The 19,688-nt window shown below is 64.0% G+C and carries 20 protein-coding genes and 1 pseudogene; 12 read left to right on the top strand and 9 right to left on the bottom strand.

Translation table 11 applies throughout. The annotated features are described in order from the left end of the window. The first annotated feature begins 5 nt into the window (after positions 1-5). Genes O7A05_RS03550 through O7A05_RS03540 form a run of 3 tightly spaced genes read left to right on the top strand, consistent with a single transcriptional unit; the run spans position 6 to position 2,799 of the window. Positions 6-896, top strand: coding sequence for a heme/hemin ABC transporter substrate-binding protein (locus tag O7A05_RS03550; protein ID WP_337091572.1), 891 nt, complete (start codon positions 6-8; stop codon positions 894-896). A gap of 6 nt (positions 897-902) precedes the next feature. Next, a complete protein-coding gene (locus O7A05_RS03545) occupies positions 903-2,003 on the top strand; it encodes a FecCD family ABC transporter permease (RefSeq protein ID WP_337091571.1) in 1,101 nt (366 codons plus the stop codon). 7 nt (positions 2,004-2,010) lie between these two features. Then, entirely contained in the window at positions 2,011-2,799 is a 789-nt protein-coding gene (locus O7A05_RS03540) for a heme ABC transporter ATP-binding protein (protein ID WP_337091569.1), read from the top strand. Here O7A05_RS03540 and rirA read toward each other — a convergent pair. Continuing rightward, entirely contained in the window at positions 2,796-3,257 is a 462-nt protein-coding gene (gene rirA, locus O7A05_RS03535) for an iron-responsive transcriptional regulator RirA (protein ID WP_224511179.1), read from the bottom strand. The two genes, O7A05_RS03540 and rirA, sit on opposite strands and share 4 nt — an antisense overlap. A gap of 208 nt (positions 3,258-3,465) precedes the next feature. On the opposite strand from rirA, the gene O7A05_RS03530 reads away from it, so the two are divergent. The 3 genes from O7A05_RS03530 (at position 3,466) to O7A05_RS03520 (ending at position 5,990) form a co-directional block, all read left to right on the top strand. Next, positions 3,466-4,761, top strand: coding sequence for a DUF445 domain-containing protein (locus O7A05_RS03530; RefSeq protein ID WP_337091568.1), 1,296 nt, complete (start codon positions 3,466-3,468; stop codon positions 4,759-4,761). Positions 4,762-4,888: 127 nt separating this feature from the next. After that, the gene (locus O7A05_RS03525) at positions 4,889-5,317 is read left to right on the top strand and encodes a phasin family protein (RefSeq protein ID WP_337091566.1); all 429 of its coding nucleotides are present in this window, start codon (positions 4,889-4,891) and stop codon (positions 5,315-5,317) included. Positions 5,318-5,492: 175 nt separating this feature from the next. Beyond that, on the top strand, positions 5,493-5,990 hold the full coding sequence (locus O7A05_RS03520) for a MaoC family dehydratase (RefSeq protein WP_337091565.1): 498 nt from the start codon (positions 5,493-5,495) through the stop codon (positions 5,988-5,990). Positions 5,991-6,013: 23 nt separating this feature from the next. On the opposite strand, the gene O7A05_RS03515 is transcribed toward O7A05_RS03520, so the two are convergent. Further along, a complete protein-coding gene (locus O7A05_RS03515; protein ID WP_337091564.1) occupies positions 6,014-7,432 on the bottom strand; it encodes an aminotransferase-like domain-containing protein in 1,419 nt (472 codons plus the stop codon). Between the two features lie 101 nt (positions 7,433-7,533). Between O7A05_RS03515 and O7A05_RS03510 the strand changes: the two genes are divergently transcribed. Next, positions 7,534-8,397: a DMT family transporter gene (locus O7A05_RS03510; protein WP_337091563.1), complete on the top strand. Its 864-nt coding sequence runs from the start codon at positions 7,534-7,536 to the stop codon at positions 8,395-8,397. Between the two features lie 7 nt (positions 8,398-8,404). Here the strand turns inward: O7A05_RS03510 and O7A05_RS03505 are convergent, their stop codons facing one another. The 4 genes from O7A05_RS03505 to O7A05_RS03490 are packed head-to-tail and all read right to left on the bottom strand — an operon-like array spanning position 8,405 to position 11,315. Continuing rightward, positions 8,405-9,445, bottom strand: coding sequence for a zinc-dependent alcohol dehydrogenase family protein (locus tag O7A05_RS03505; RefSeq protein ID WP_337091562.1), 1,041 nt, complete (start codon positions 9,443-9,445; stop codon positions 8,405-8,407). 55 nt (positions 9,446-9,500) lie between these two features. After that, positions 9,501-9,980 (bottom strand): DUF4262 domain-containing protein, encoded by a 480-nt coding sequence (locus O7A05_RS03500; RefSeq protein WP_337091561.1) that lies wholly within the window; start codon positions 9,978-9,980, stop codon positions 9,501-9,503. Then, positions 9,970-10,620, bottom strand: coding sequence for a maleylacetoacetate isomerase (gene maiA / locus O7A05_RS03495; protein WP_337091560.1), 651 nt, complete (start codon positions 10,618-10,620; stop codon positions 9,970-9,972). Before maiA ends, O7A05_RS03500 begins: the two co-directional genes overlap by 11 nt. Continuing rightward, complete coding sequence (locus tag O7A05_RS03490) at positions 10,617-11,315, bottom strand: fumarylacetoacetate hydrolase family protein (RefSeq protein WP_337091559.1); 699 nt, start codon at positions 11,313-11,315, stop codon at positions 10,617-10,619. The genes maiA and O7A05_RS03490 overlap by 4 nt, the downstream gene beginning before the upstream one ends. A 202-nt stretch (positions 11,316-11,517) precedes the next feature. On the opposite strand from O7A05_RS03490, the gene O7A05_RS03485 reads away from it, so the two are divergent. After that, on the top strand, positions 11,518-12,201 hold the full coding sequence (locus tag O7A05_RS03485) for a response regulator transcription factor (protein ID WP_337091558.1): 684 nt from the start codon (positions 11,518-11,520) through the stop codon (positions 12,199-12,201). Between the two features lie 82 nt (positions 12,202-12,283). Here O7A05_RS03485 and O7A05_RS03480 read toward each other — a convergent pair whose 3' ends face one another. After that, entirely contained in the window at positions 12,284-12,661 is a 378-nt protein-coding gene (locus tag O7A05_RS03480; protein ID WP_337091557.1) for a hypothetical protein, read from the bottom strand. A gap of 119 nt (positions 12,662-12,780) precedes the next feature. On the opposite strand from O7A05_RS03480, the pseudogene O7A05_RS03475 reads away from it, so the two are divergent. Continuing rightward, positions 12,781-13,023, top strand: a pseudogene (locus O7A05_RS03475) (transposase); the annotation flags it as partial. Between the two features lie 59 nt (positions 13,024-13,082). Here O7A05_RS03475 and O7A05_RS03470 read toward each other — a convergent pair. Continuing rightward, positions 13,083-14,417 carry an ATP-binding response regulator gene (locus O7A05_RS03470; protein WP_337091966.1) on the bottom strand — a complete coding sequence of 445 codons (1,335 nt, stop codon included), beginning with the start codon at positions 14,415-14,417 and terminating at the stop codon, positions 13,083-13,085. 5 nt (positions 14,418-14,422) lie between these two features. Further along, complete coding sequence (locus tag O7A05_RS03465) at positions 14,423-15,649, bottom strand: FIST N-terminal domain-containing protein (protein WP_415926948.1); 1,227 nt, start codon at positions 15,647-15,649, stop codon at positions 14,423-14,425. Between the two features lie 207 nt (positions 15,650-15,856). Here O7A05_RS03465 and O7A05_RS03460 point away from each other — a divergent pair, with 207 nt between their 5' ends. The 3 genes from O7A05_RS03460 (at position 15,857) to O7A05_RS03450 (ending at position 19,645) form a co-directional block, all read left to right on the top strand. Continuing rightward, positions 15,857-16,357, top strand: a complete 501-nt coding sequence (locus O7A05_RS03460; RefSeq protein ID WP_337091556.1) for a (2Fe-2S)-binding protein — start codon at positions 15,857-15,859, stop codon at positions 16,355-16,357. Between the two features lie 129 nt (positions 16,358-16,486). Further along, positions 16,487-18,835 carry a xanthine dehydrogenase family protein molybdopterin-binding subunit gene (locus O7A05_RS03455; RefSeq protein WP_337091555.1) on the top strand — a complete coding sequence of 783 codons (2,349 nt, stop codon included), beginning with the start codon at positions 16,487-16,489 and terminating at the stop codon, positions 18,833-18,835. Positions 18,836-18,847: 12 nt separating this feature from the next. After that, positions 18,848-19,645, top strand: coding sequence for an FAD binding domain-containing protein (locus O7A05_RS03450; RefSeq protein ID WP_337091554.1), 798 nt, complete (start codon positions 18,848-18,850; stop codon positions 19,643-19,645). Positions 19,646-19,688 lie beyond the last annotated feature (43 nt).

Here is a 19,688-nt window from a genome sequence, read left to right as displayed (position 1 = left end):
ACCCAATGCGCCTTGTTCTCAGTTTCCGCGCGGCGCTTGCGCCGATGCTCGGCGTCCTGCTTGCCGTCAGCCAGCCAGCCAAGGCGGACGAAGGCACGACGGTCTTTTCGGACAGCTCGCGGATCGCCTCCATAGGCGGCTCGATCACCGAGATCGTCTATGCGCTCGGTGAGGAGGGGCATCTCGTCGCCCGCGATTCGACCAGCAGCTATCCCGAGGCGGCGGCGAAGTTGCCGGATGTCGGCTATATGCGCGCGCTGTCGCCCGAGGGTGTCCTGTCTGTCAATCCGACCGGAATCCTGGCCCTGCAGGGCAGCGGCCCGAAAGAAGCGGTCGACGTGCTGAAGAAGTCGAGCGTGCCCTTCATCGAGGTGCCGGACCACTATAATCATGAGGGCATCCTGGAAAAGATCCGCATCGTCGGAAAGGCGCTGGGGGTCGAGGCCAAGGCGGAAGAGCTGGCCGCGGAGACGGATGCGAAGCTGATGGCGGCCGAAAAGCAGACGGCCTCGATCAACGAGCGCAAGCGGGTGCTGTTCGTGCTGTCGACGCAGGGCGGCAAGATCCTTGCCGCGGGCAGCGAGACGGCGGCCGACGGCATTATCAGGCTGGCCGGCGCGGTCAACGCGGTCGAGCGTTTTTCCGGCTACAAGTCGATGACGGATGAGGCGATCGTCAGCGCCAGACCGGATGTGATCCTGACGATGAAGGGCGGCGGACCGCCGATCTCGGAGGAGGAGCTGTTTGCCAACCCGGCCGTCGCGTCGACCCCGGCGGGCACGAACCGCAAGATGATCAGCATGTGGGGTGGCTATCTGCTCGGCTTCGGCCCGCGCACCGCCGAAGCCATCCACGATCTCGCGGTCGAGCTCTATGGCAACCAGGGCCTGGACTGAGCGGCCATGGCCGAACAGTCGATAGCAGGCACGCCGGGCCGGGCGATGGCAGCCGATGGCGATCGCTCGGCGCGAGCAAGGTTCGTCATCGCGCTTTTGTGCCTGGCGCTGGTCCTTTCCGTATTCCTGTCGCTGACGGCGGGCGCTTCCGACGCATCGGCCGTCCGCATCATCCGTGACTGGTTCACCGGCGCCGCGCCGTCGGATGGCGCGCTTGCGGCGCGCGACCGGCTGATCGTCTATGACATCCGTATGCCCCGCGTGTTGCTCGGCGTGCTGATCGGCGCAGCGCTGGCCGTCTGCGGCGCGGTGATGCAGGGGCTGTTCCGCAATCCGCTTGCCGATCCCGGCCTGATCGGCGTTTCCGCCGGCTCCAGTCTCGGTGCCGTGGCGATCATCGTGCTCGGCACGACTTGGCTCGCGCCTGTCACGCTTGCGCTGGGCACGCTCGCTTTGCCGCTCGCGGCATTCTTCGGCGGGCTCGCGGTGACGTTGCTGCTCTACGCCATCGCTACGCGCCAGGGGCGGACGTCGGTCGCCACGATGCTGCTTGCCGGCATCGCCATCAGCGCTCTGGCCATGGCGCTCACGGGCGTCCTCATCTTCATGGCCGACGACCGGCAGCTGCGCGACCTGACCTTCTGGCAGCTCGGCTCGCTTGCCGGCGCGACATGGCCGAAGATCGGCACCGTTGGGCCGGTGATCTTGCTGGCGCTATCGGCGATGCCGTTCCTGTCGCGAGGCCTCAACGCGCTGGCGCTGGGCGAAGCGACCGCGGGTCATCTCGGCATTCCGGTGCAGCGGCTGAAATATACGGCCATCGTCGGCGTGTCGGCAGCGGTCGGCGCTTCGGTCGCGGTCAGCGGCGGCATCGGTTTCATCGGCATCGTCGTGCCGCATGTGCTGCGGCTCGCGATCGGCCCAGACAACCGCTATTTGCTGCCGGCCTCGGCCCTGCTCGGCGCATCGCTGCTGCTCATCGCCGACTCGGCCGCCCGCACCATCGTCGCGCCGGCCGAGCTGCCGATCGGCATCGTCACCGCGGTCGCCGGCGCGCCGTTCTTCCTGTGGATCCTGCTGCGCAAGCGCGGCGTCGTTGATCTGTGAGTTCGCCATGATCGAAGCGCGCGACATTTCGGTGGCGATCGGCGGCAAGCGCATCGTGTCCCATGTCGATTTCACCGCGCAGCCCGGCGAGGTGACGGCCATCGTCGGGCCAAACGGATCCGGCAAGACGACTTTGCTGAAGGCGCTGACCGGCGAGTTTGCCTATACCGGCACCGTCACCCTCAACGACCGCGACCTGTCGGCGATGAAGCCGGTCGAGGCAGCCACGCTGCGCGCGGTGCTGCCGCAGGCCACGGCGCTGTCCTTCCCGTTCACCGTGCGCGAGATCGTGCGCCTCGGCCTGATCGGCGGGCGCTCCGGCGTGCTGCCCGGCGAGGATGCGCGTTTGCCCGAGCAGGCGCTGGCGCGCGTCGACCTCGACGGTTTCGCCGGCCGTTTCTACCAGGAGCTTTCGGGTGGCGAGCAGCAGCGCGTGCAGCTTGCCCGCGTGGTCTGCCAGGTTTGGTCGCCGGTGCTCGAAGGGCGGCCGCGCTACCTGTTCCTCGACGAACCGGTCTCAAGCCTCGACGTCAAGCACCAGCTCATCATCATGAACATCGCGCGCGATTTCGCCCGGCGTGGCGGCGGCGTGGTGGCGATCCTGCACGACCTTAACTTGACGGCCATGTATGCCGACCGGATTTTCGTGCTGCGTAACGGCGAGCTTGCCGCCGCCGGCTCGCCGGTGGATGTGCTCAATGACGAGATGATCGAAAAGGTGTTCGACTGCAGGCTGAAGGTCGGCGCTCTGCCGTCAGGGAATATCCCGTTCGTACTGCCGCAATCGGCGGCTTAGGCCGCAGGCGCGCGCTGCTCCAGGAGGTCGATGCCGAGCAGGCTGCGCACATTCGGGCGTGCAGCGACGAGGTCGGCGATTGTGTAGCGGGAAAGCACGGCGAAGAAGGCGTTGAGCGCCTCGCGCAGCGCCGAATTCAGGGCGCAGCTGTCGACCAGCGGGCATTCGGCTGCGTCGTTCTCGAAGCACTCGGCCATGGCGAAGCTCTCTTCGGTGACGCGCACGACATCGAACAGGCTGATCTGCTCGGCCGGACGGCCAAGCCTGACGCCGCCATTCCTGCCGCGCACGGTCTCGACCAGGCCGGCCTCGACCAGCGGCTGCAGGATCTTGAACAGGAACAATTCCGACACGGAATAGGCGGCGGCGATCTCGGGGATGCGGCTCAGCCTGTCGGTGTTTGCGGCGCAATACATCAGGATGCGCATCGCATAATTGGTCTGGCGCGTGAGCCGCATGGTATCCTCGCGAAATATTAGCTTGAGCCGAATATGGCCCATAGTTTGGAACAATTCCAGACTGGACCGGTACATAGCTGAACAATCGTGTCAACTTTTCGTGCATACCTGCGCTTTGGCGGCCAGCGATGCCTCCCAAGCTTCGAGCAAGCGTTTTGGCGGGGCAGCCACTAGATAAAGGCGGGTGCAAACAGGAAACGGCCTTTCCATGTCACAGTCAGCCCCGGCCCTTGCGCCGGTTCGATTCGACGCCGATGCGCAAGCAAAGCTCTCGGCATTGCGGCGGACCAAGTCCATCGCCGCCGCAGCGCTTGCGCTGTCCATCCTCGTCTTTGCGCTCGCCAAGTCCTTCGAGGGCAGCTACCCATGGCTCGGTTTCGTCGCGGCTTTCGCCGAGGCGGCGACCATAGGCGGCATCGCCGACTGGTATGCCGTGGTGGCGCTGTTCCGGCGGCCGCTCGGACTGCCAATCCCGCACACCGCGATCATTCCGGAGAACCAGCACCGCATCGCCGACAATCTCGGTCGTTTTATCGAAGTCAATTTCCTGGCGCCGGAGCCGGTGCGCGAAAAGCTCGCCGAGGTCGATTTCGCCGCTTTGGTCGCCGACTGGCTCGCCGATGCCGAACGCGCCGCCGACCTGTCGCGATTCGTCGCGCGGCTGGTGCCGCAGACGCTAACTGCGGTTGAGCAATCCGGCCTGCGCGACTTCGTCACCAGCCGCATGCTGGAGCAGATCGAAAAGGTGCCGCTGGCGCCGCTTGCGGCGGAGCTTTTGTCGGCGCTGACCGACGATCGCCGTCACCAAAAACTGTTCGACGAGTTCATCAGGGTCGTCGGGCGTTTCCTCAATGACGAGCAGGCACTCGCAACGATGCGCGAAAAGATCCGCGAGGAACTGCCGTCGCTGTTCAACCTGTTTCGCGCCGACGCCTATCTCTTGAAGAAGATCGTCGCTTCGGCAGGCTCGCTGCTCGATGAGGTCAGGGCCGATCCCAACCATCCGATGCGCGCCGAATTCGACGGTTTCGCGCTTGGCTTCATCGGACGGCTCAGGACCTCGAAGCAATATGCAAGGCGGGCCGAGAAGCTGAAGCGCGATTTCCTCGGCCGTCCGGAAGTGAGGGCGCTGGCCGGCGACGCGTGGACAAGCCTGCGCCTGTTCATCGAACAGGACGCCAATGCGCCGAATTCGACGATCCGCGAGCACCTCGCCAACATGTTCGTCGAGGTCGGCAGGCATCTGGCCGACGACGCCCAGATCAGGGCCGACATGAACCAGGGTTTTGTCGTGGCGCTGGCTTCCTTCGTGGAAAGCCAGAAGAGCGGGGTGTCGACATTCATCGCCGACCAGGTCAAGCGCTGGGACCTGGCGCAGCTGACGCGGCTGATCGAGACGAATATCGGCAGGGACCTGCAATATATCCGTTTCAACGGCATGATCATCGGCGGGCTAGCCGGCCTGGCGCTCTATACGGCGGAGCGGCTGTTCCTCGTCAATTGACGCCGGCCCGGCACGCACTATTCTCCCTTTATCTCTTTGCTTTACGCAATTCCGGGCGGAAAACCGTAACACTTTCCTGGAATTGCTCTTGGGGACGCCGCAAAGGCGGCAAAACGGGAGGCAGGGCATGGCAAAACAACCGGAGTCAGACTCCTTTCTCGACATGTTCAGCAGGTTCGGCCGCGACCTCAAGCTGCCGAATGTCGATGTCCAGGCGATCCTCGATCATCACCGCAAGAACCTCGAAGCCCTGGAAAAGTCGGCGAGGGCTGGTGCGGCCGGCGCTTCCTCGGTGCTGGCGAGGCAGCATGAGATGGTACAGAATGCGCTGCATGAGATCGCGCGGATGGCGCAGAACTACCAGACGCCCGGCAATCCGCAGGAGCTGATGAGCAGGCAGGCGGAATTTGCCCGAAGGTCGTTCGAGACGACGCTGAAGAATGCCAGCGAAGTGGCTGACCTTGTGCGCAAATCCAGCACCGAATCGATCGAGATCCTGCGCGACCGGATCCGGGATGCGATGGCGGAAATCCGCGCCGGCTACGAAAAGAAATAGGCTACCTGGCGATTCGGGCCATCGACCGACATGCGATGCAACCGGCGCAGGCGTCCGAGCGTTCTCGGCCCGCCCCAAAGCATCAACTCTACCGGCGAAAATCGCGGGGCGGCGAATTGACAGAGGCCGCCGCTTCATGGTCGGGAGACAGGCAAAAAGTGATGGGAAAGCCGGAATGACGGAAACACGGCCGAGAACGCCGCCGACCTTCGAACAGTTGCGTACGATGTCCGGGCAGGAGCTCGGCGTGTCCGACTGGACGACGGTCGACCAGCAGCGCATCGACCAGTTCGCCGAGTGCACGGGCGACCACCAGTGGATCCATGTCGATCCCGAAAGGGCGAAACGGCAGAGCCCGTTCCGCACCACGATCGCGCATGGCTATCTGACCTTGTCGATCATCGGCGCGCTGGCGCTGGAGATGGGCATCGTGCCGGAAAATACCCAGGCCGCCTTCAATTACGGCTTCGACAAGGTGCGCTTCCTGGCGCCGGTCAAGGCCGGCGCGCGCATCAGGCTGCGCACTACGCTGCTTTCCATGGAGGATCTCGGCCCCGGCCAGTATCTGATGAAGGCGGCCAACACCGTCGAGATCGAAGGCGAGCAGAAGCCGGCGCTGACCGCCGAGACGCTGGTGATGATGTATGAGCGCCGCAAGCGGGCAGGGGCGTAAGGCCTGCTGAGACCCAGCCCAGACTATGCGGCCTTGCGACGAGACGCGGCTATCGCCTTTTCGAGCACCCTGAAAATACGCTCGTCGGCACACTGGGCCACGTTGAAGCGCATGAAGTGGCCGGCGGTGTGCGACAGGCTGAAGGCATTGCCGGGCGCCAGCACGACATTGTCCGAAAGCGCATGGCGCGCGACATCGGCAGCGTCGATACCGTCGGGCAGGCGGCACCAGAGGAACATGCCGGCAGGCTGGTCGATCCAGGGCGTGATGTCCATCGCCTTCAGCCTGCCGGCGGTCTCGGCCATGGCGCGCGACAGGCGCGTGCGCAACTGCTCGACATGTTTTCGGTAACTGCCGTCCTTCAACAGGGTCAGCACGAGCTCCGAGGACAGCCGCGCACCGCCGAATGTAGTGGCGATCTTGAGATCGGTCAGGCCTTCCATCCAGTCGGCTGGTGCCGCGATGAAGCCGCAGCGCACGGAGGCCGACAGCGTCTTGGAGAAGGAGCCGATCTGGATGACGCGCTGCAGCCCGTCGAAGGCCGCGAGCCTCGGGGCAGGGCTGTGCTCGAAGTCGGCGAAAATATCGTCCTCGACGATGGTGAGGTCGGCCTGGTCGGCGAGTTTCAGGAGCCGATGCGCGGTGACCGGCGACAGGATCGCGCCGGTCGGGTTGTGGATGCCGGAATTGGTGATGTAGAGGCGCGGCCGGTGCTCGGCGAGTGCCTCGGCGAAGAGTTCGATATCCGGCCCCGAAGGCGTGTAAGGCACGCCGACAACCTTGGCCTGATGGGCGCGCAACAGCGCATGGAAGTTGAAATAGCAAGGATCGTCGACCAGCACCGCGTCGCCGGGTTCGATCAGGAAGCGGCACAGAAGGTCGATCGCCTGGGTGCCGCAGTCGGTCAGCATGATCTGGTCCGGCGAGACCTCGACGCCATGGTCGGCCATGCGCCTTGCTAGCAATTGGCGCAACGGCGGGAGGCCGAGCGGCGTGCCGTAATCGGCAAGCGCCACGTCGTCGGCACGGGCAGCGGTGCGCAGCGCCCGGCGCAAGGCGGCCTGCGGCATCCAGGACGCTGGCAGCCAGCCGCAGCCGGGTTTCAGCATCTCCTCCCCCGCTTCGAGCGACTGCCGCGAGACCCAGAGCGGATCGACGGCGCGGTCGAGCCGAGGGCCGATCTCGGCCAGCGACAATGGCGCAAGCTGGCCGGCGGCGTAGAAACCCGAGCCCGGGCGCGAACGGATCGTGCCTTCCGCCGCGAGGCGGTCATAGGCTTCGACCACGGTCGATTTCGAAACCTGCATGGATTTGGCCATGGCCCGTATTGACGGCAGGCGGGCGCCGGGCGTCAGCATGCGCGCCGCGATACGCTGGCGGATTGCCGCCATGACGGTTTCGACGAGGGTGGCACCGCTGGGATTTGGGCCCGATCCATCCATCTGTACTTCTCTGTCGACCATTACAGTTTTGTGGAATTGTACTCCATTGTCTCTGGCGACACCATGGCCTGCGCCGTACGGAAGCGCAAACGGAGCAGATCATGGACAAGAGTTTCGACGGCTGGCTCAGCGGCTTCATCGGCGTGCTGATCTTCAGCGGGTCGCTGCCGGCGACGCGGGTGGCGGTGATGGATTTCGACCCGACCTTCCTGACGGCGGCCAGGGCTGCGATCGCCGGTCTGCTCGGGATTGCGATGCTGCTGCTGTTCCGCGAGAAACGTCCGGAGCGCAGCGACCTGATCTCGCTCGCCGTCGTTGCGCTGGGTGTCGTGGTCGGCTTCCCTCTGCTGACCGCACTGGCGCTGAAGCATGTCACTTCCGCGCATTCGATCATCTTTGTCGGGCTGCTGCCGCTGGCGACCGCGATCTTCGGCGTGCTGCGTGGCGGCGACCATCCGCGCCCGGCCTTCTGGCTGTTCTCGTGCCTGGGGAGCGCCTTGGTCGCCGGCTTTGCCCTGGCGCAAGGCGTGACCGCCTCGCCGGTCGGCGACGGCCTGATGCTCGGCGGCATCATCGTCTGCGGGCTGGGCTACGCCGAAGGGGCCAAGCTGTCGCGCAAGCTCGGGGGCTGGCAGGTGATCTGCTGGGCGCTGGCGCTGTCGCTGCCGGTCATGCTGGCGTTGAGCTTCGCGACGCTGCCGCCATCTTTCGCGGCCGTCGGTTCGGGCGCGTGGATCGGCCTTGCCTATGTCTCGCTGTTCAGCATGCTGATCGGCTTCATCTTCTGGTATCGCGGCCTCGCGCAAGGCGGCATCGCCGCCGTCGGGCAACTGCAGCTGCTGCAGCCTTTCTTCGGCCTGGCGCTGGCGGCGAGCCTGTTGCACGAGCAGGTCAGTCCGATGATGGTGGTCGTGACGCTTGGCGTCGTGGCCTGCGTGTTCGGGGCGAAAAAGTTCGCGCGGTAAGCGCCTACTAAAACTTCGTCACCACCCCGATGCCGATGCCCTCGAAGCCGCCCATCGCCATCAGCGCGGCAGGCGCTTCCTCGAGACTGATCTTCTTGCCCACCAGCAATTCGGGCTTCAGCGTGCCGGTGCGGATCATGTCCATCATCGCGGAATAGCGGTAGGCCTGCATGCCGTGGCTGCCGAGGATTTCGAGCTCGAAGGCGATCACCTTGTCCATCGGCACTTGCGGGCGGGCATGCTCGCCAAGCATCAGCCCGACCTGAACATGGCGGCCGCGCCGGCGCAGATTCGAGATTGAGTTGAACGAAGTGGTCGGATGTCCAAGCGCGTCCATCGACATATGCGCGCCGCCATTGGTGATCTGCTTGACGGCCTTGACGACGTTCGGCGTCGTCGAGGCGTTGATGGTCGCCACCGCGCCGATCTTTTTGGCGAATTCCAGCTTCTCGTCGGTGAGGTCGATGGCAATCACGTTGGCGCCCATGGCGCTGGCGATCATGATCGCCGAGAGGCCAACGCCGCCGCAGCCATGCACCGCGACCCATTCGCCCGGCGTCACCCGGCCCTGGTCGACGATGGCCCGGAAGGAGGTGACGAAGCGACAGCCAAGGCTGGCCGCGGTGGCGAACTCCATCTCCTCGGGCAGGCGCACCAGATTGGTGTCGGCGTGCTCGATGCCGACATATTCGGCAAACGAGCCCCAGCCGGTGAAGCCCGGCTGCGTCTGATGCTCGCAGACCTGATGGTTGCCCGACGTGCATTCGAAGCAGCGGCCGCAACCGACGGCGAAGGGGACCGTGACGCGATCGCCGGCCTTCCAGCGGCCGACCTGCTTGCCGGCGGCGACGACGACGCCAGCCAACTCATGTCCGGGGACGTGCGGCAGCGTGATGCCCTCGTCATGGCCCATCCAGCCATGCCAGTCGCTGCGGCAAAGACCCGTAGCCTCGACCTTTATGACCACGCCGTCGGCGGCCGGCTTCGGATCGGGCACGGTCTGGATCGTCGGCGCCTCGCCGAATTTCTCGAAGACAACGGCTTTCATAGGATTGCTTCCATATATCTCGGTTCAATGGCAAGTGGTTGGACGACGATCCGAACTAAGGGGGCAACGGTGGTTGGTCTAGAAGGCGCTGCCGTTTGCGAAGCCAGTCGTCGGCTTCGGCATCCCATGGCCAAACGCCGGAGGTTGTTGGAAAGATTAGCTGCAAAATCCGGAAATCCGGGCCGTCGTAGAACCAGATATCCCAACCGAAATATTCGGGATAGTGGTCCGGATGGACCGCACCGAACTGACAATCGAAGCCGCCTCCCAGGAAACCCGATGCCCGCTCACCGACGCGGAAGCTCTCGCCGCCGCGCACGCGTCTGCAGTACTCATTGATGATGATCAGCGAAAGCTCCGGCTTGAGCCCAATCACAACCAATTCAGGGACGCCAAAATTGTGCTCGATCCCGACGGAGTAGGCGAAGGGCGGATGCTCGTCCTCCTCCAGCACATAGAGGATATGGCAGCCGTACTCTTCGATGTCGGCGAGTGCCTTGGCCTCCTCGGCGTCTTTGGCTCCCCTATTCGGCATCGATCTGGTTCTGCGGCGCAGCCTTCTGGAACGCCGGCAGCGCCATGCAGGCGGCGTTGATGCGCGCAATCACCGGGTAGGGCGCCATGTCGACGCCGAAGCGGGCATTGCTGGTAACCTGGGCGGCGAGGCAGATGTCGGCAAGGCTCGGCGCATCCCCGTGGCAAAAGGTTCCGGTCTCAGGCGACGAAGCCAGAATCTTCTCAAGCGGCTGGAAACCTTCGTTCACCCAGTGCCGGAACCAGTTGACGACGTCCTCGTCGCCGGCGCCGAACAAACTGCGCAGCGAGGTCAGCACGCGCAAATTGTTCACCGGGTGGATGTCGCAGGCGATCATCTGCGCCAGCATCCTGACGCGAGCCCGACCCAGCGCATCTTTCGGCAGCAGCGGCGGCTCCGGCTGGATCTCGTCGAGATATTCGATGATCGCCAGCGACTGGGTCAGAAGCGTGCCGCCGTCCAGAACCAGCGCCGGCACCAACCCTTGCGGGTTGACGGCGCGATAGGCGGGCTCGAGATGCTCGCCATGGCGCAAGTGGTGCGGCACATAAGTGTAGCTCAGGCCCTTCATCTCCAGCGCGATCCGCACCCGGTAGGAGGTGGAGGAGCGGTAGTAGTTGTGAAGGACGAGGTCGCTCATGGCCTCGGCTGCCCGATGGTCACTGCGATCTCGCCGATGCCGTCGACGCCGCCGGTGATCCTGTCGCCCGCCTGGACCGCGCCGACGCCGGCCGGCGTGCCGGTGAAGATCAGGTCGCCGGGCCGAAGCTCGACCGCCTCGCTGCAGATCGAGACGATGTCGGCGATCGGCCAGATCAGTTCGGCGAGGTCGCCGTCCTGCTTCACCGCGCCGTTAACGGCAAGCCAGATGCGGCCTTTGTCCGGATGTCCCGTTTTCGCGGCCGGAACGAGCGCGCCGCAAGGCGCGGATTGGTCGAACGCCTTCGACCAATCCCAGGGACGGGCAGCTTTCTTGGCCTGATCCTGCAGGTCGCGGCGGGTCAGATCGACGCCGACGCCATAGCCCCAGACATGGGCGAGTGCGTCTTCGCGCGGAACGCGGAAGCCGGCTTTGCCGACAGCAACGACCAGCTCGATCTCGTGATGCAGGTTCGAGGTCAAAGGCGGATAGGGAATCTCGGCGCCGCTGTCGACCACCGCGTCGGCCGGCTTGGTGAAGAAGAAGGGCGGGTCGCGCTCGTCATTGCCGAGTTCGCGCGCATGCGCCGCGTAATTGCGGCCGACGCAGAAGATGCGGCGCACGGCAAACCGCTCCGCCGAGCCTGTGACGGCAACCGAGGCAATCGCCGGCGGCGGAAGGACGAATTCTGGCATGATTTTTCTCTGCGCTGGCTTGAATCGTGCCCACCTTCCGCCGATTTTGCCGGGCGGGCAAGACTCGACGTCCCGCATCGGCCTTTCGTTTCAGTGACAATGCGCTGTACCATTGGGCGTATACTATTTGCCAATAATCTGGCCATGGTTCATGGGACTATCCTGTGCCGGCTGAAACCGAACCGATGCCTGATCCTGAGCAATGACCGCCGTCAACGATCGCGCCCGCTTCCTGATCATCGACGACCACCCGCTGTTTCGCGAGGCGCTGCACAGCGCCGTGCAGATGGCCTATCCGGACGTCGACACGGTCGAGGCGCGTTCGATCGGCGAAGCGATCGAGCTTCTTGCCGACGCCAAGCCGTTCGACCTCGCGCTGCTCGATTTGAGCATGCCCGACGTGCATGGCTTCGAGGGGCTGTTGCAACTGAGGACCCGCTACCCGCGGCTGCCGGTGGTGATCGTGTCGGGCTATGAGGAGCCGAAGATCATCTCCGAGGCGCTGTCCTACGGGGCCGCCGGCTTCATCCCGAAATCAGCCCGCAAGAGCGATCTCGCCGCCGCCATCCGTTCGGTGATGGAAGGCGCGGTCTATGTGCCGGAAAATTACGAGGGCCAGCCGCCGGACCCCGACAGCACCGACCGCGCCGACATGGTGCAGCGCCTGGCCAGGCTGACGCCGCAGCAGCTGAGAGTCCTGCAGATGCTGCGCCAGGGCATGCTCAACAAGCAGATCGCCTATGAGCTGCAGGTGGGCGAGACCACGGTGAAGGCGCACGTCTCGGAGATCTTGCGCAAGCTCAACGTCTACAGCCGCACGCAAGCGGTGATCGAGGTGTCGAAGCTCGACAATGCGGAGCTGTTCAGGGACCAAGCGGGGTTTTGAGGGCGGATGAAAAGTGCACTGTCACCGTAATTCCTCCGTTCCATTCGGTGAGATAGACTCCCGTGGCGGCAGAGAATGGTAATTACATGTCGGCTATTTCAAGAGTTTTAAACATAAAACTAATACTGCCATGATCTCTCCCCCAGCTAGAGCTCCCGCCCCCAAGGTTAAGGTTAATATTTGCTGAAATCAAATCTCCCATGATGTTTGCGCTTATGTCTCCTATTCTTACTCCGTCCAAATCAACAACATCTATGAAGTACGCGGTCGTGCCACCAAATATTAATCTGCACGGTCTCTTAACATATCCGTGGCTGCCTTCGTAATTCCAATTCATGTCCGGTGTGGCCAGCTTCGCGGTCTGACTATCGAAATCGATACTTATTCTATCTAAACTAACATCGTGGAATGAAAAGGAATTTATGAAATCCTCTGGTTTGTCGATTTTCTCCGTCGCCATTACAATATCCGATCTCTGTAAGAGCCTGACCCGAAACTCGAGATTGGGGGTGGACGCTGTTGAGTGGCCTCGTCCGTTGTGATTCGCTTGAGCTGTCTAGATTTGAGCGGAATCACAATATGCGTCGGACGGAGACTACCCGGCGGCAGTATTGCCGCACGGGGCATCGAGATGCAAATGCAATGACGGACCGGGATGGGCGTTGATCGAGCCGTTCCTGTCCGGAGCTAAGGCGTACGACCGAGCTGCGGGCGGTTGTGGACGCGCTCCTCTATATCGCCTGAACGGGCTGTCAGTGGCGGGCGTTGCCGGACCGCTTTCCGCCGATTTTGAGGGTTCAACGCTATTTCTATGCCTGGCGGGACAACAGGCTGTAGAGGACTATCGACTTCCCACAAGCCTGGTTCATTGGATAGCCTCTCTAAGCCAACAAATGCGCCAGCAGCGCCCTCAATTGCGCCGGCTTCAGCGGCTTGCGCATCAGCTCTATGCCGGCGGCGCGGGCGGCCTTGGCGACGAACTCGGAGCTGTCGGCGGTAACGATCAGCGCCGGTACGGGGCGGCCGAGATAGTCGCGCACCTCGGCGATCGTCGCGGTGCCGAGGTCGCCGCCGTCGAGATGCTGGTCGGCAATGACGATGTCGGGCACCCAGGCGGTGTCGCCGAGCAGGTCGAGCGCATCGTCGGTCGAGGTGGCGGCACGCACCTGGCACTGCCAGCGCTCCAGCAGCGAGGTCATGGCTGAGAGCACGTCGGCGTCGTTTTCGACCAACAGCACCTTGGTGCCGAACAGGCCGTAGCCGCGCGGGCGGTCCATGTCGGCGACGGCCGCCACCGGTTCGGCTGCCATGCCGATCGGTACGTCGATGTGGAAGATGGTGCCGCGTCCCACCTTCGAGGAAAAGGTTACCGGGTGGCCGAGCGCGGCCGCCATGCGGCGCACGATGGCGAGGCCGAGGCCAAGCCCGCCGGCGAGCCCGGCATCGGCAAGCGTCGAGGTGCCGCGGTGGAATTCCTCGAAGACCGCCTCGCGCTGGTCTTCGGGGATGCCGCAGCCGGTATCGGCGACGTCGATGCGGATGGTGTCGCCGCGATGCCTGGTGCCGACCAGCACGCCGCCGGAGCGGGTATAACGGAGCGCGTTGGAAAGGATGTTCTGCAGGATACGTCTAAGCAGTGTGCGGTCGGAGCGCACGACGACGTTGACCGGCCGGAACTTCAGCGACAAGCCTTTCTTGTCCGCCTCGGGCAAAAAGTCCGAGCGCAGCGAGGAAAACAGCGTCTCCAAGCTGATGTCGACGATTTCCGGTTGCACCACACCGGCGTCGAGCTTGGAGATGTCGAGCAGGGTGCGCAAAAGATCTTCCATCGTCTCCAGCGAGCGCTCGACCTGGCGCACCAGCTTCCTGCCTTCGTCGCCGGTCTGGACCTCGGCCAACGCCGAGACCGACAGATGCGCAGCGTTCAGCGGCTGCAGCACGTCGTGGCTGGCGGCGGCGAGAAATCTGGTCTTGGAGAGGTTCGCGAGTTCCGCGCTCTCCTTCGCCGCGCTGAGGTCGATGTTCGACTGCTCGAGCCGGCGCAGCGTGGCGTGCAATTCCTCGGTGCGGTTGCGCACCCGGTTTTCCAGCGAAATCGCGGTTTGGAACAGCGAGAAGGCATTGCCCTGCTGGTCCATCGAGCGCTCGACCCGGCTGACCAACGCGGCATTGATCTTCTTCAACCTTTCGAGGTCGTCGATGTCGCGAAGCGGCATCTCGCTCACTCAGCCGCCTGGCGCTCGCCGAAGGCGATGCCGGTGAAAGTCTGGTTGAGGTGCATCGAGCGATACTGCTCGCCATAGGTGCCGAAGCCGATCACCTTGTTGGTCTGGTAGAGTTCCGAAATTTCACGGTGGACCTGGCGGTTGCGGGCATCGAGCCGGCGCAGCACGCAGTCGAAGCCCAGGATCATGTCAATGCCGCCGAGCCGGTGCTCGACATCCTCAAGCGCCGCGCGGGTTGCTTCGACCATGTTCTTCGGTTGGGCGATGGAAAGCACCACGCCATCGTCGATGGCGCAGAAGAAGGACAGCGAGCCGTCAGGGTGCATGCGCTGGATCGAGCGGCAGTAATATTCGCCGCCGACCTTCACCACCACGGGGTGCGAGGCAAAGCTCAGCGGCGTCAGCGTCTGCGGCACGATGCCGACGGAGGCCGCATATTCCTCCGCCGCGTTGGTGGCGTTGAATTCGCGCACGATGCGATGGTCGGGGTCGGATGCCGTCACCACCAGCTTCTCGTCGGTCGGGATGAAATTGTCGGTCTTGAAGACGTGGAAAGGAATCTCTGTCGCGACCAGCACGATGATGGCGCTGTCGGAAGTGACCTTGCCGTTCGAGATCAGACTGGTCGTCTCGAATTTCAGGTCGTCGCCCGCCGAGCCGCCGATCAGCGGGATGTCATCCAACCCCCAGTGGATGGCCGAGGTCACCGCTTCCTCGGCGTAGGAAAGCCCGTCGATGAAGCAGAGGGCGAAGACGCTCTTCGCCCGCTCCCGGCCGGCGCGGCCGCGCAGCAGGCGCCTGAGCTCCACGACCTTGCCGGTAATCCCGTCCATGCCGGAGGAGGAGAGGTTCTCGACCATGGTGCTGACGGTCGAAAACGACGCCGACGGCAAAAGCAGGGCAAGGGCATGCCCTTCCTCCAGTCCCTGCGGCGTGATTTCGCCGGCAGTCGAGCAGCCGGCATAGGCGAGCGACGGCGCATGGACCTTTAGCGCTTGCGCGAGCGCCGCCGCGTCGACCAGGCTTTGGGAGAAGAACAGAAGCGCGAAGCCGGCATCGACGATCGCCGCTTCGGCCGCGATGGCCCGGGCAAAGGCATTTGGGTCCGGCTCATCCGTGGTGAGCGCTGAAAGGCCCGATGCATAGCGTGTGCTCGAACTGGCCAGCTGCCTTCTCCGCAATTCCCCCAACGCTGGCTTATGCGTGTCTTTTATGTCGGGCACGCGCGCGTCGAAGGCATCTTTGCCTTCAATCCCGGTTTTGGCAATGGGCCGGTCGCTGGGGCGCGTGGTGCTTTGCTATGACCGAAAGTACAATGCAACCGACGCTGGCAGCGCTGTTTTGCGCATTGTACGGTGCGCGAACAACGCACTGCCGAAGCACAAGCGCGGCATTCGGCAATGACCAAGGTTGATACCCAGGGAGGTTGCATGTCGGACGTGTCGTTGACTGTGAACGGGAGGCGGGTCAGCGGGAGCGCCGAGGACCGAACGTTGCTGGTGCATTTCCTGCGAGAGCATCTGGGCCTCACCGGAACGCATGTCGGTTGCGATACATCGCAATGCGGCGCCTGCGTCGTGCATGTCGACGGCAGGGCGGTGAAATCCTGCACGATGCTTGCCGCGCAGGCCTCGGGTTCGACCGTCGTCACCATCGAGGGACTGGCGGATGGCGCAGGGCTGCATCCGGTGCAGGCCGCGTTCAAGGAGTATCACGGACTGCAATGCGGCTTCTGCACGCCGGGCATGATCATGACGGCGACCGACATGATCGCGCGCCATCCGGAAGGCCTGGACGAGGCAACGGTGCGCGCCGAGCTCGATGGCAACATCTGCCGCTGCACGGGCTACCACAACATCGTGAAGGCGATTCTCGCCGCATCGGAGACGATGGCGAGGGGCGCCAAGGGCAAGGCGAAGCAGGCTGCGTGAGATGAGTGAGTAGTGAGTAGCGAATAGTGAGTAGCGAATGGTCGGCGTCACTGTGACCGACCGCTACTCCAATCTTTCCTACTCACTATTCGCTACTCACTACTCCCCTAAAATTCCGGAGGAATTCCTATGGGTATCGAAGGCGTCGGCGCCCGCGTGGCGCGCAAGGAAGACAAGAGGTTCATCACCGGCGGCGGCCGCTATGTCGACGACATGGTGGTCCCCGGCATGAAGCATGCCGTGTTCGTGCGCAGTCCGCACGCGCATGCGCAGATCAAGAAGATCGACGTGAAAAATGCCCAAGCGATGCCGGGCGTCGTCGGCGTCCTGACGGGCAAGGAGCTCAAGGCCGACGGCATCGGCAATTTGATCTGCGGCTGGATGATCCACTCCAAGGACGGAACGCCGATGAAAATGGGCGCGTGGTCGCCTTTAGCCGTCGACAAGGTGCGCTATGTCGGCGATGCGGTCGTCATCGTCGTCGCCGACACCAAGGGCCAGGCGCGCGACGCGGCGGAAGCGGTCGAGATCACCTACAAGGAGCTGAAGGCCGTGGTCGATGCCACGAAAGCCATCCAACCCGGCGCGCCGCAGATCCATGCCGAGGCAGAGAACAACCTTATCTTCGACTGGGAGCTCGGCGACGGCAAGGCAACCGACGCGGCGATCAAGTCGGCAGCCCATGTCACGCGCATGAAGATCGTCAACAATCGGCTGGTGCCGAATGCGATGGAGCCGCGCGCGGCGCTCGGGCACTACGACAAGGCCGAGGACCATTATACCTGCTGGACGACGTCGCAGAACCCGCATCTCGCGCGACTGGTAATGAGCGCCTTCTACAACGTCGCGCCGGAAAACAAGCTGCGCGTGATCGCGCCCGATGTCGGCGGCGGCTTCGGCTCCAAGATCTACATCTATCCGGAAGAGATCGTCTGCCTGTGGGCATCGAAGAAGACCGGCGTTCCGGTCAAATGGGTCGCCGACCGCACCGAAAGCTTCCTTTCGGACGCGCATGGCCGCGACCATGTCTCGACGGTGGAGATAGCCTTCGACAAGGACAATCGCATCACTGCGCTGAAGGTCGATACCATCGCCAATCTCGGCGCCTATATGTCGCTGTTCTCGTCCTGCGTGCCGACTTATCTCTATGCCACGCTGCTGTCGGGCCAGTACAACATCCCGGCGATCCACGCCAATGTGCGCACCGTCTACACCAACACGGCGCCCGTCGACGCCTATCGCGGGGCAGGGCGGCCGGAGGCCACCTACGTGCTCGAGCGGATGATGGAAACCGCGGCGCGCGAGCTTGGCGTGTCGCCGGCGGAACTTCGACGCCGCAACTTCATCACGTCCTTCCCGCATCAGACGCCCGTGATCATGGCCTATGACGCGGGCGATTATAACGCTTCGCTCGATGCGGCGATGAAGGCCGCCGACTATGCCGGCTTCACCAAGCGCCGCGCCGACGCCGCCAAGCAGGGCAAGCTGCGCGGCATCGGCATGAGCTGCTACATCGAGGCCTGCGGCCTGGCGCCGTCATCGGCGGTCGGCTCGCTCGGCGCCGGCGTCGGCCTCTGGGAATCGGCGGAGGTACGTGTCAATGCCGTAGGCACGATCGAGGTGCTCACCGGCTCGCACAGCCATGGCCAGGGCCATGAGACGACTTTCGCGCAGCTGGTCACCCAGCGCTTCGGCGTGCCGATCGACTCCGTCTCGATCGTGCATGGCGACACCGACAAGGTGCAGATGGGCATGGGCACCTATGGTTCGCGTTCCGGCGCCGTCGGCATGTCGGCCGTCGCTAAGGCCCTCGACAAGGTCGAAGCCAAGGCCAAGAAGATCGCCGCGCATCTGCTGGAGGCGGATGAGGGCGACATCGTCATCGAGAATGGCGAGGTCAAAGTCGCGGGCACCGACAAGAGCCTGCCCTGGTTCCAGGTGGCGCTTGCCTCCTATACCGCCCACAATCTGCCCGCCGGCATGGAGCCGGGCCTGAAGGAGACGGCCTTCTACGATCCGTCCAACTTCACCTTCCCGGCCGGCTGCTACATCTGCGAGGTCGAGATCGATCCGGAAACCGGCCTGACGGAAATCATCCAGTTCGTCGCGGCCGACGATTTCGGCAACATCATCAATCCGATGATCGTCGAAGGGCAGGTGCATGGCGGCATCGCCCAAGGCGTCGGCCAGGCGTTGCTGGAAGGCGCGCATTACGACGACGGCGGCCAGCTTTTGACGGCAAGCTACATGGACTACACCATGCCGCGCGCGGACGACCTGCCGTCCTTCGCGGTCTCGACCTCGAACACGCCATGCCCGGGCAATCCGCTCGGCGTCAAAGGCTGCGGCGAGGCCGGCGCCATCGGTTCGCCGCCGGCGGTCATCAACGCCATCACCGATGCGCTCGGCGTCGTAGACATCGCCATGCCGGCGACGCCCGCCACGGTGTGGGCAACCATCCGCGCGACGAAGCACTGAGGAGGAACGAGCATGTATTCGGTCAACTACCATCGTGCTTCTTCCGTCGCCGACGCCGCCAAGCTGCTGAAGAACGGCGAGGCCAAGCTGCTCTCCGGCGGGATGACGCTGATCCCCGCGATGAAGACGCGGCTTGCGTCGCCTTCCGATCTGGTCGACGTGTCGCGGTTGAGGGACCTGCAAGGCGTCAAAGTGTCCGGCAAGACGGTTACCATCGGTGCCGCGACGACCCATTACGACGTCTCCAGCGACGAGAAGCTGAGGAAGGCCTGCCCGGCGCTTGCGCATATGGCATCGCTGATCGGCGACCCGGCGGTGCGTCACAAGGGCACAATCGGCGGCTCGATCGCCAACAACGATCCGGCGGCCGACTATCCGGCGGCATTGCTGGCGCTGGGCGCGACGATCGTCACCAACAAGCGCGAGATCGCGGCGGACAAATTCTTCAAGGGCCTGTTCGAGACAGCGCTGAAGGAAGGCGAGATCGTCACCGCGGTGAGCTTTACCGCTCCGGCTAAGGCTGCCTACCAGAAATTCCGCAACCCGGCTTCGCGCTACGCCGTCGTCGGCGTGTTCGTGAGCATGAGCAAGGACGGAGTGAGGGTGGCGGTGACCGGCGCCGGCGAGGATGGCGTTTTCCGCTCCAAGGAAATCGAGGCGGCGCTGGCGAAGAATTTCGATACCGCAGCGCTCGCCGGCCTCAAAGTGCCGGCAGAAGGACTGATGAGCGACATCCACGCCTCCGCCGACTACCGCGCCAATCTGATCGCGGTGATGGCCAAGCGCGCCGTCGCGGCGGCTAACGCCTGAACGGCGACGCCGCGCATCAAAGAAGGGGCCGAAGCGGCCCCTT

This window comes from Mesorhizobium argentiipisi (SeqCode), from assembly GCF_037179585.1.
Classification (GTDB): domain Bacteria; phylum Pseudomonadota; class Alphaproteobacteria; order Rhizobiales; family Rhizobiaceae; genus Mesorhizobium; species Mesorhizobium argentiipisi.
Note: the sequence above shows the minus strand (reverse complement) of the source record. Positions and strands in the feature narration are given on the sequence as shown.

Excerpts from the sequence above, each read along its gene's own strand:
- O7A05_RS03490 (WP_337091559.1), bottom strand. The coding sequence starts at position 11,315 with ATGCCAGAATTCGTCCTTCCGCCGCCGGCGATTGCCTCGGTTGCCGTC.
- O7A05_RS03540 (WP_337091569.1), top strand. The coding sequence starts at position 2,011 with ATGATCGAAGCGCGCGACATTTCGGTGGCGATCGGCGGCAAGCGCATC.
- O7A05_RS03515 (WP_337091564.1), bottom strand. The coding sequence starts at position 7,432 with ATGGATGGATCGGGCCCAAATCCCAGCGGTGCCACCCTCGTCGAAACC.
- O7A05_RS03505 (WP_337091562.1), bottom strand. The coding sequence starts at position 9,445 with ATGAAAGCCGTTGTCTTCGAGAAATTCGGCGAGGCGCCGACGATCCAG.
- O7A05_RS03520 (WP_337091565.1), top strand. The coding sequence starts at position 5,493 with ATGACGGAAACACGGCCGAGAACGCCGCCGACCTTCGAACAGTTGCGT.
- rirA (WP_224511179.1), bottom strand. The coding sequence starts at position 3,257 with ATGCGGCTCACGCGCCAGACCAATTATGCGATGCGCATCCTGATGTAT.
- O7A05_RS03510 (WP_337091563.1), top strand. The coding sequence starts at position 7,534 with ATGGACAAGAGTTTCGACGGCTGGCTCAGCGGCTTCATCGGCGTGCTG.
- O7A05_RS03470 (WP_337091966.1), bottom strand. The coding sequence starts at position 14,417 with ATGCCGCTTCGCGACATCGACGACCTCGAAAGGTTGAAGAAGATCAAT.
- O7A05_RS03525 (WP_337091566.1), top strand. The coding sequence starts at position 4,889 with ATGGCAAAACAACCGGAGTCAGACTCCTTTCTCGACATGTTCAGCAGG.
- O7A05_RS03530 (WP_337091568.1), top strand. The coding sequence starts at position 3,466 with ATGTCACAGTCAGCCCCGGCCCTTGCGCCGGTTCGATTCGACGCCGAT.
- O7A05_RS03500 (WP_337091561.1), bottom strand. The coding sequence starts at position 9,980 with ATGCCGAATAGGGGAGCCAAAGACGCCGAGGAGGCCAAGGCACTCGCC.
- O7A05_RS03455 (WP_337091555.1), top strand. The coding sequence starts at position 16,487 with ATGGGTATCGAAGGCGTCGGCGCCCGCGTGGCGCGCAAGGAAGACAAG.
- O7A05_RS03450 (WP_337091554.1), top strand. The coding sequence starts at position 18,848 with ATGTATTCGGTCAACTACCATCGTGCTTCTTCCGTCGCCGACGCCGCC.
- O7A05_RS03460 (WP_337091556.1), top strand. The coding sequence starts at position 15,857 with ATGTCGGACGTGTCGTTGACTGTGAACGGGAGGCGGGTCAGCGGGAGC.
- O7A05_RS03485 (WP_337091558.1), top strand. The coding sequence starts at position 11,518 with ATGACCGCCGTCAACGATCGCGCCCGCTTCCTGATCATCGACGACCAC.
- O7A05_RS03480 (WP_337091557.1), bottom strand. The coding sequence starts at position 12,661 with ATGGCGACGGAGAAAATCGACAAACCAGAGGATTTCATAAATTCCTTT.
- O7A05_RS03550 (WP_337091572.1), top strand. The coding sequence starts at position 6 with ATGCGCCTTGTTCTCAGTTTCCGCGCGGCGCTTGCGCCGATGCTCGGC.
- maiA (WP_337091560.1), bottom strand. The coding sequence starts at position 10,620 with ATGAGCGACCTCGTCCTTCACAACTACTACCGCTCCTCCACCTCCTAC.
- O7A05_RS03545 (WP_337091571.1), top strand. The coding sequence starts at position 903 with ATGGCCGAACAGTCGATAGCAGGCACGCCGGGCCGGGCGATGGCAGCC.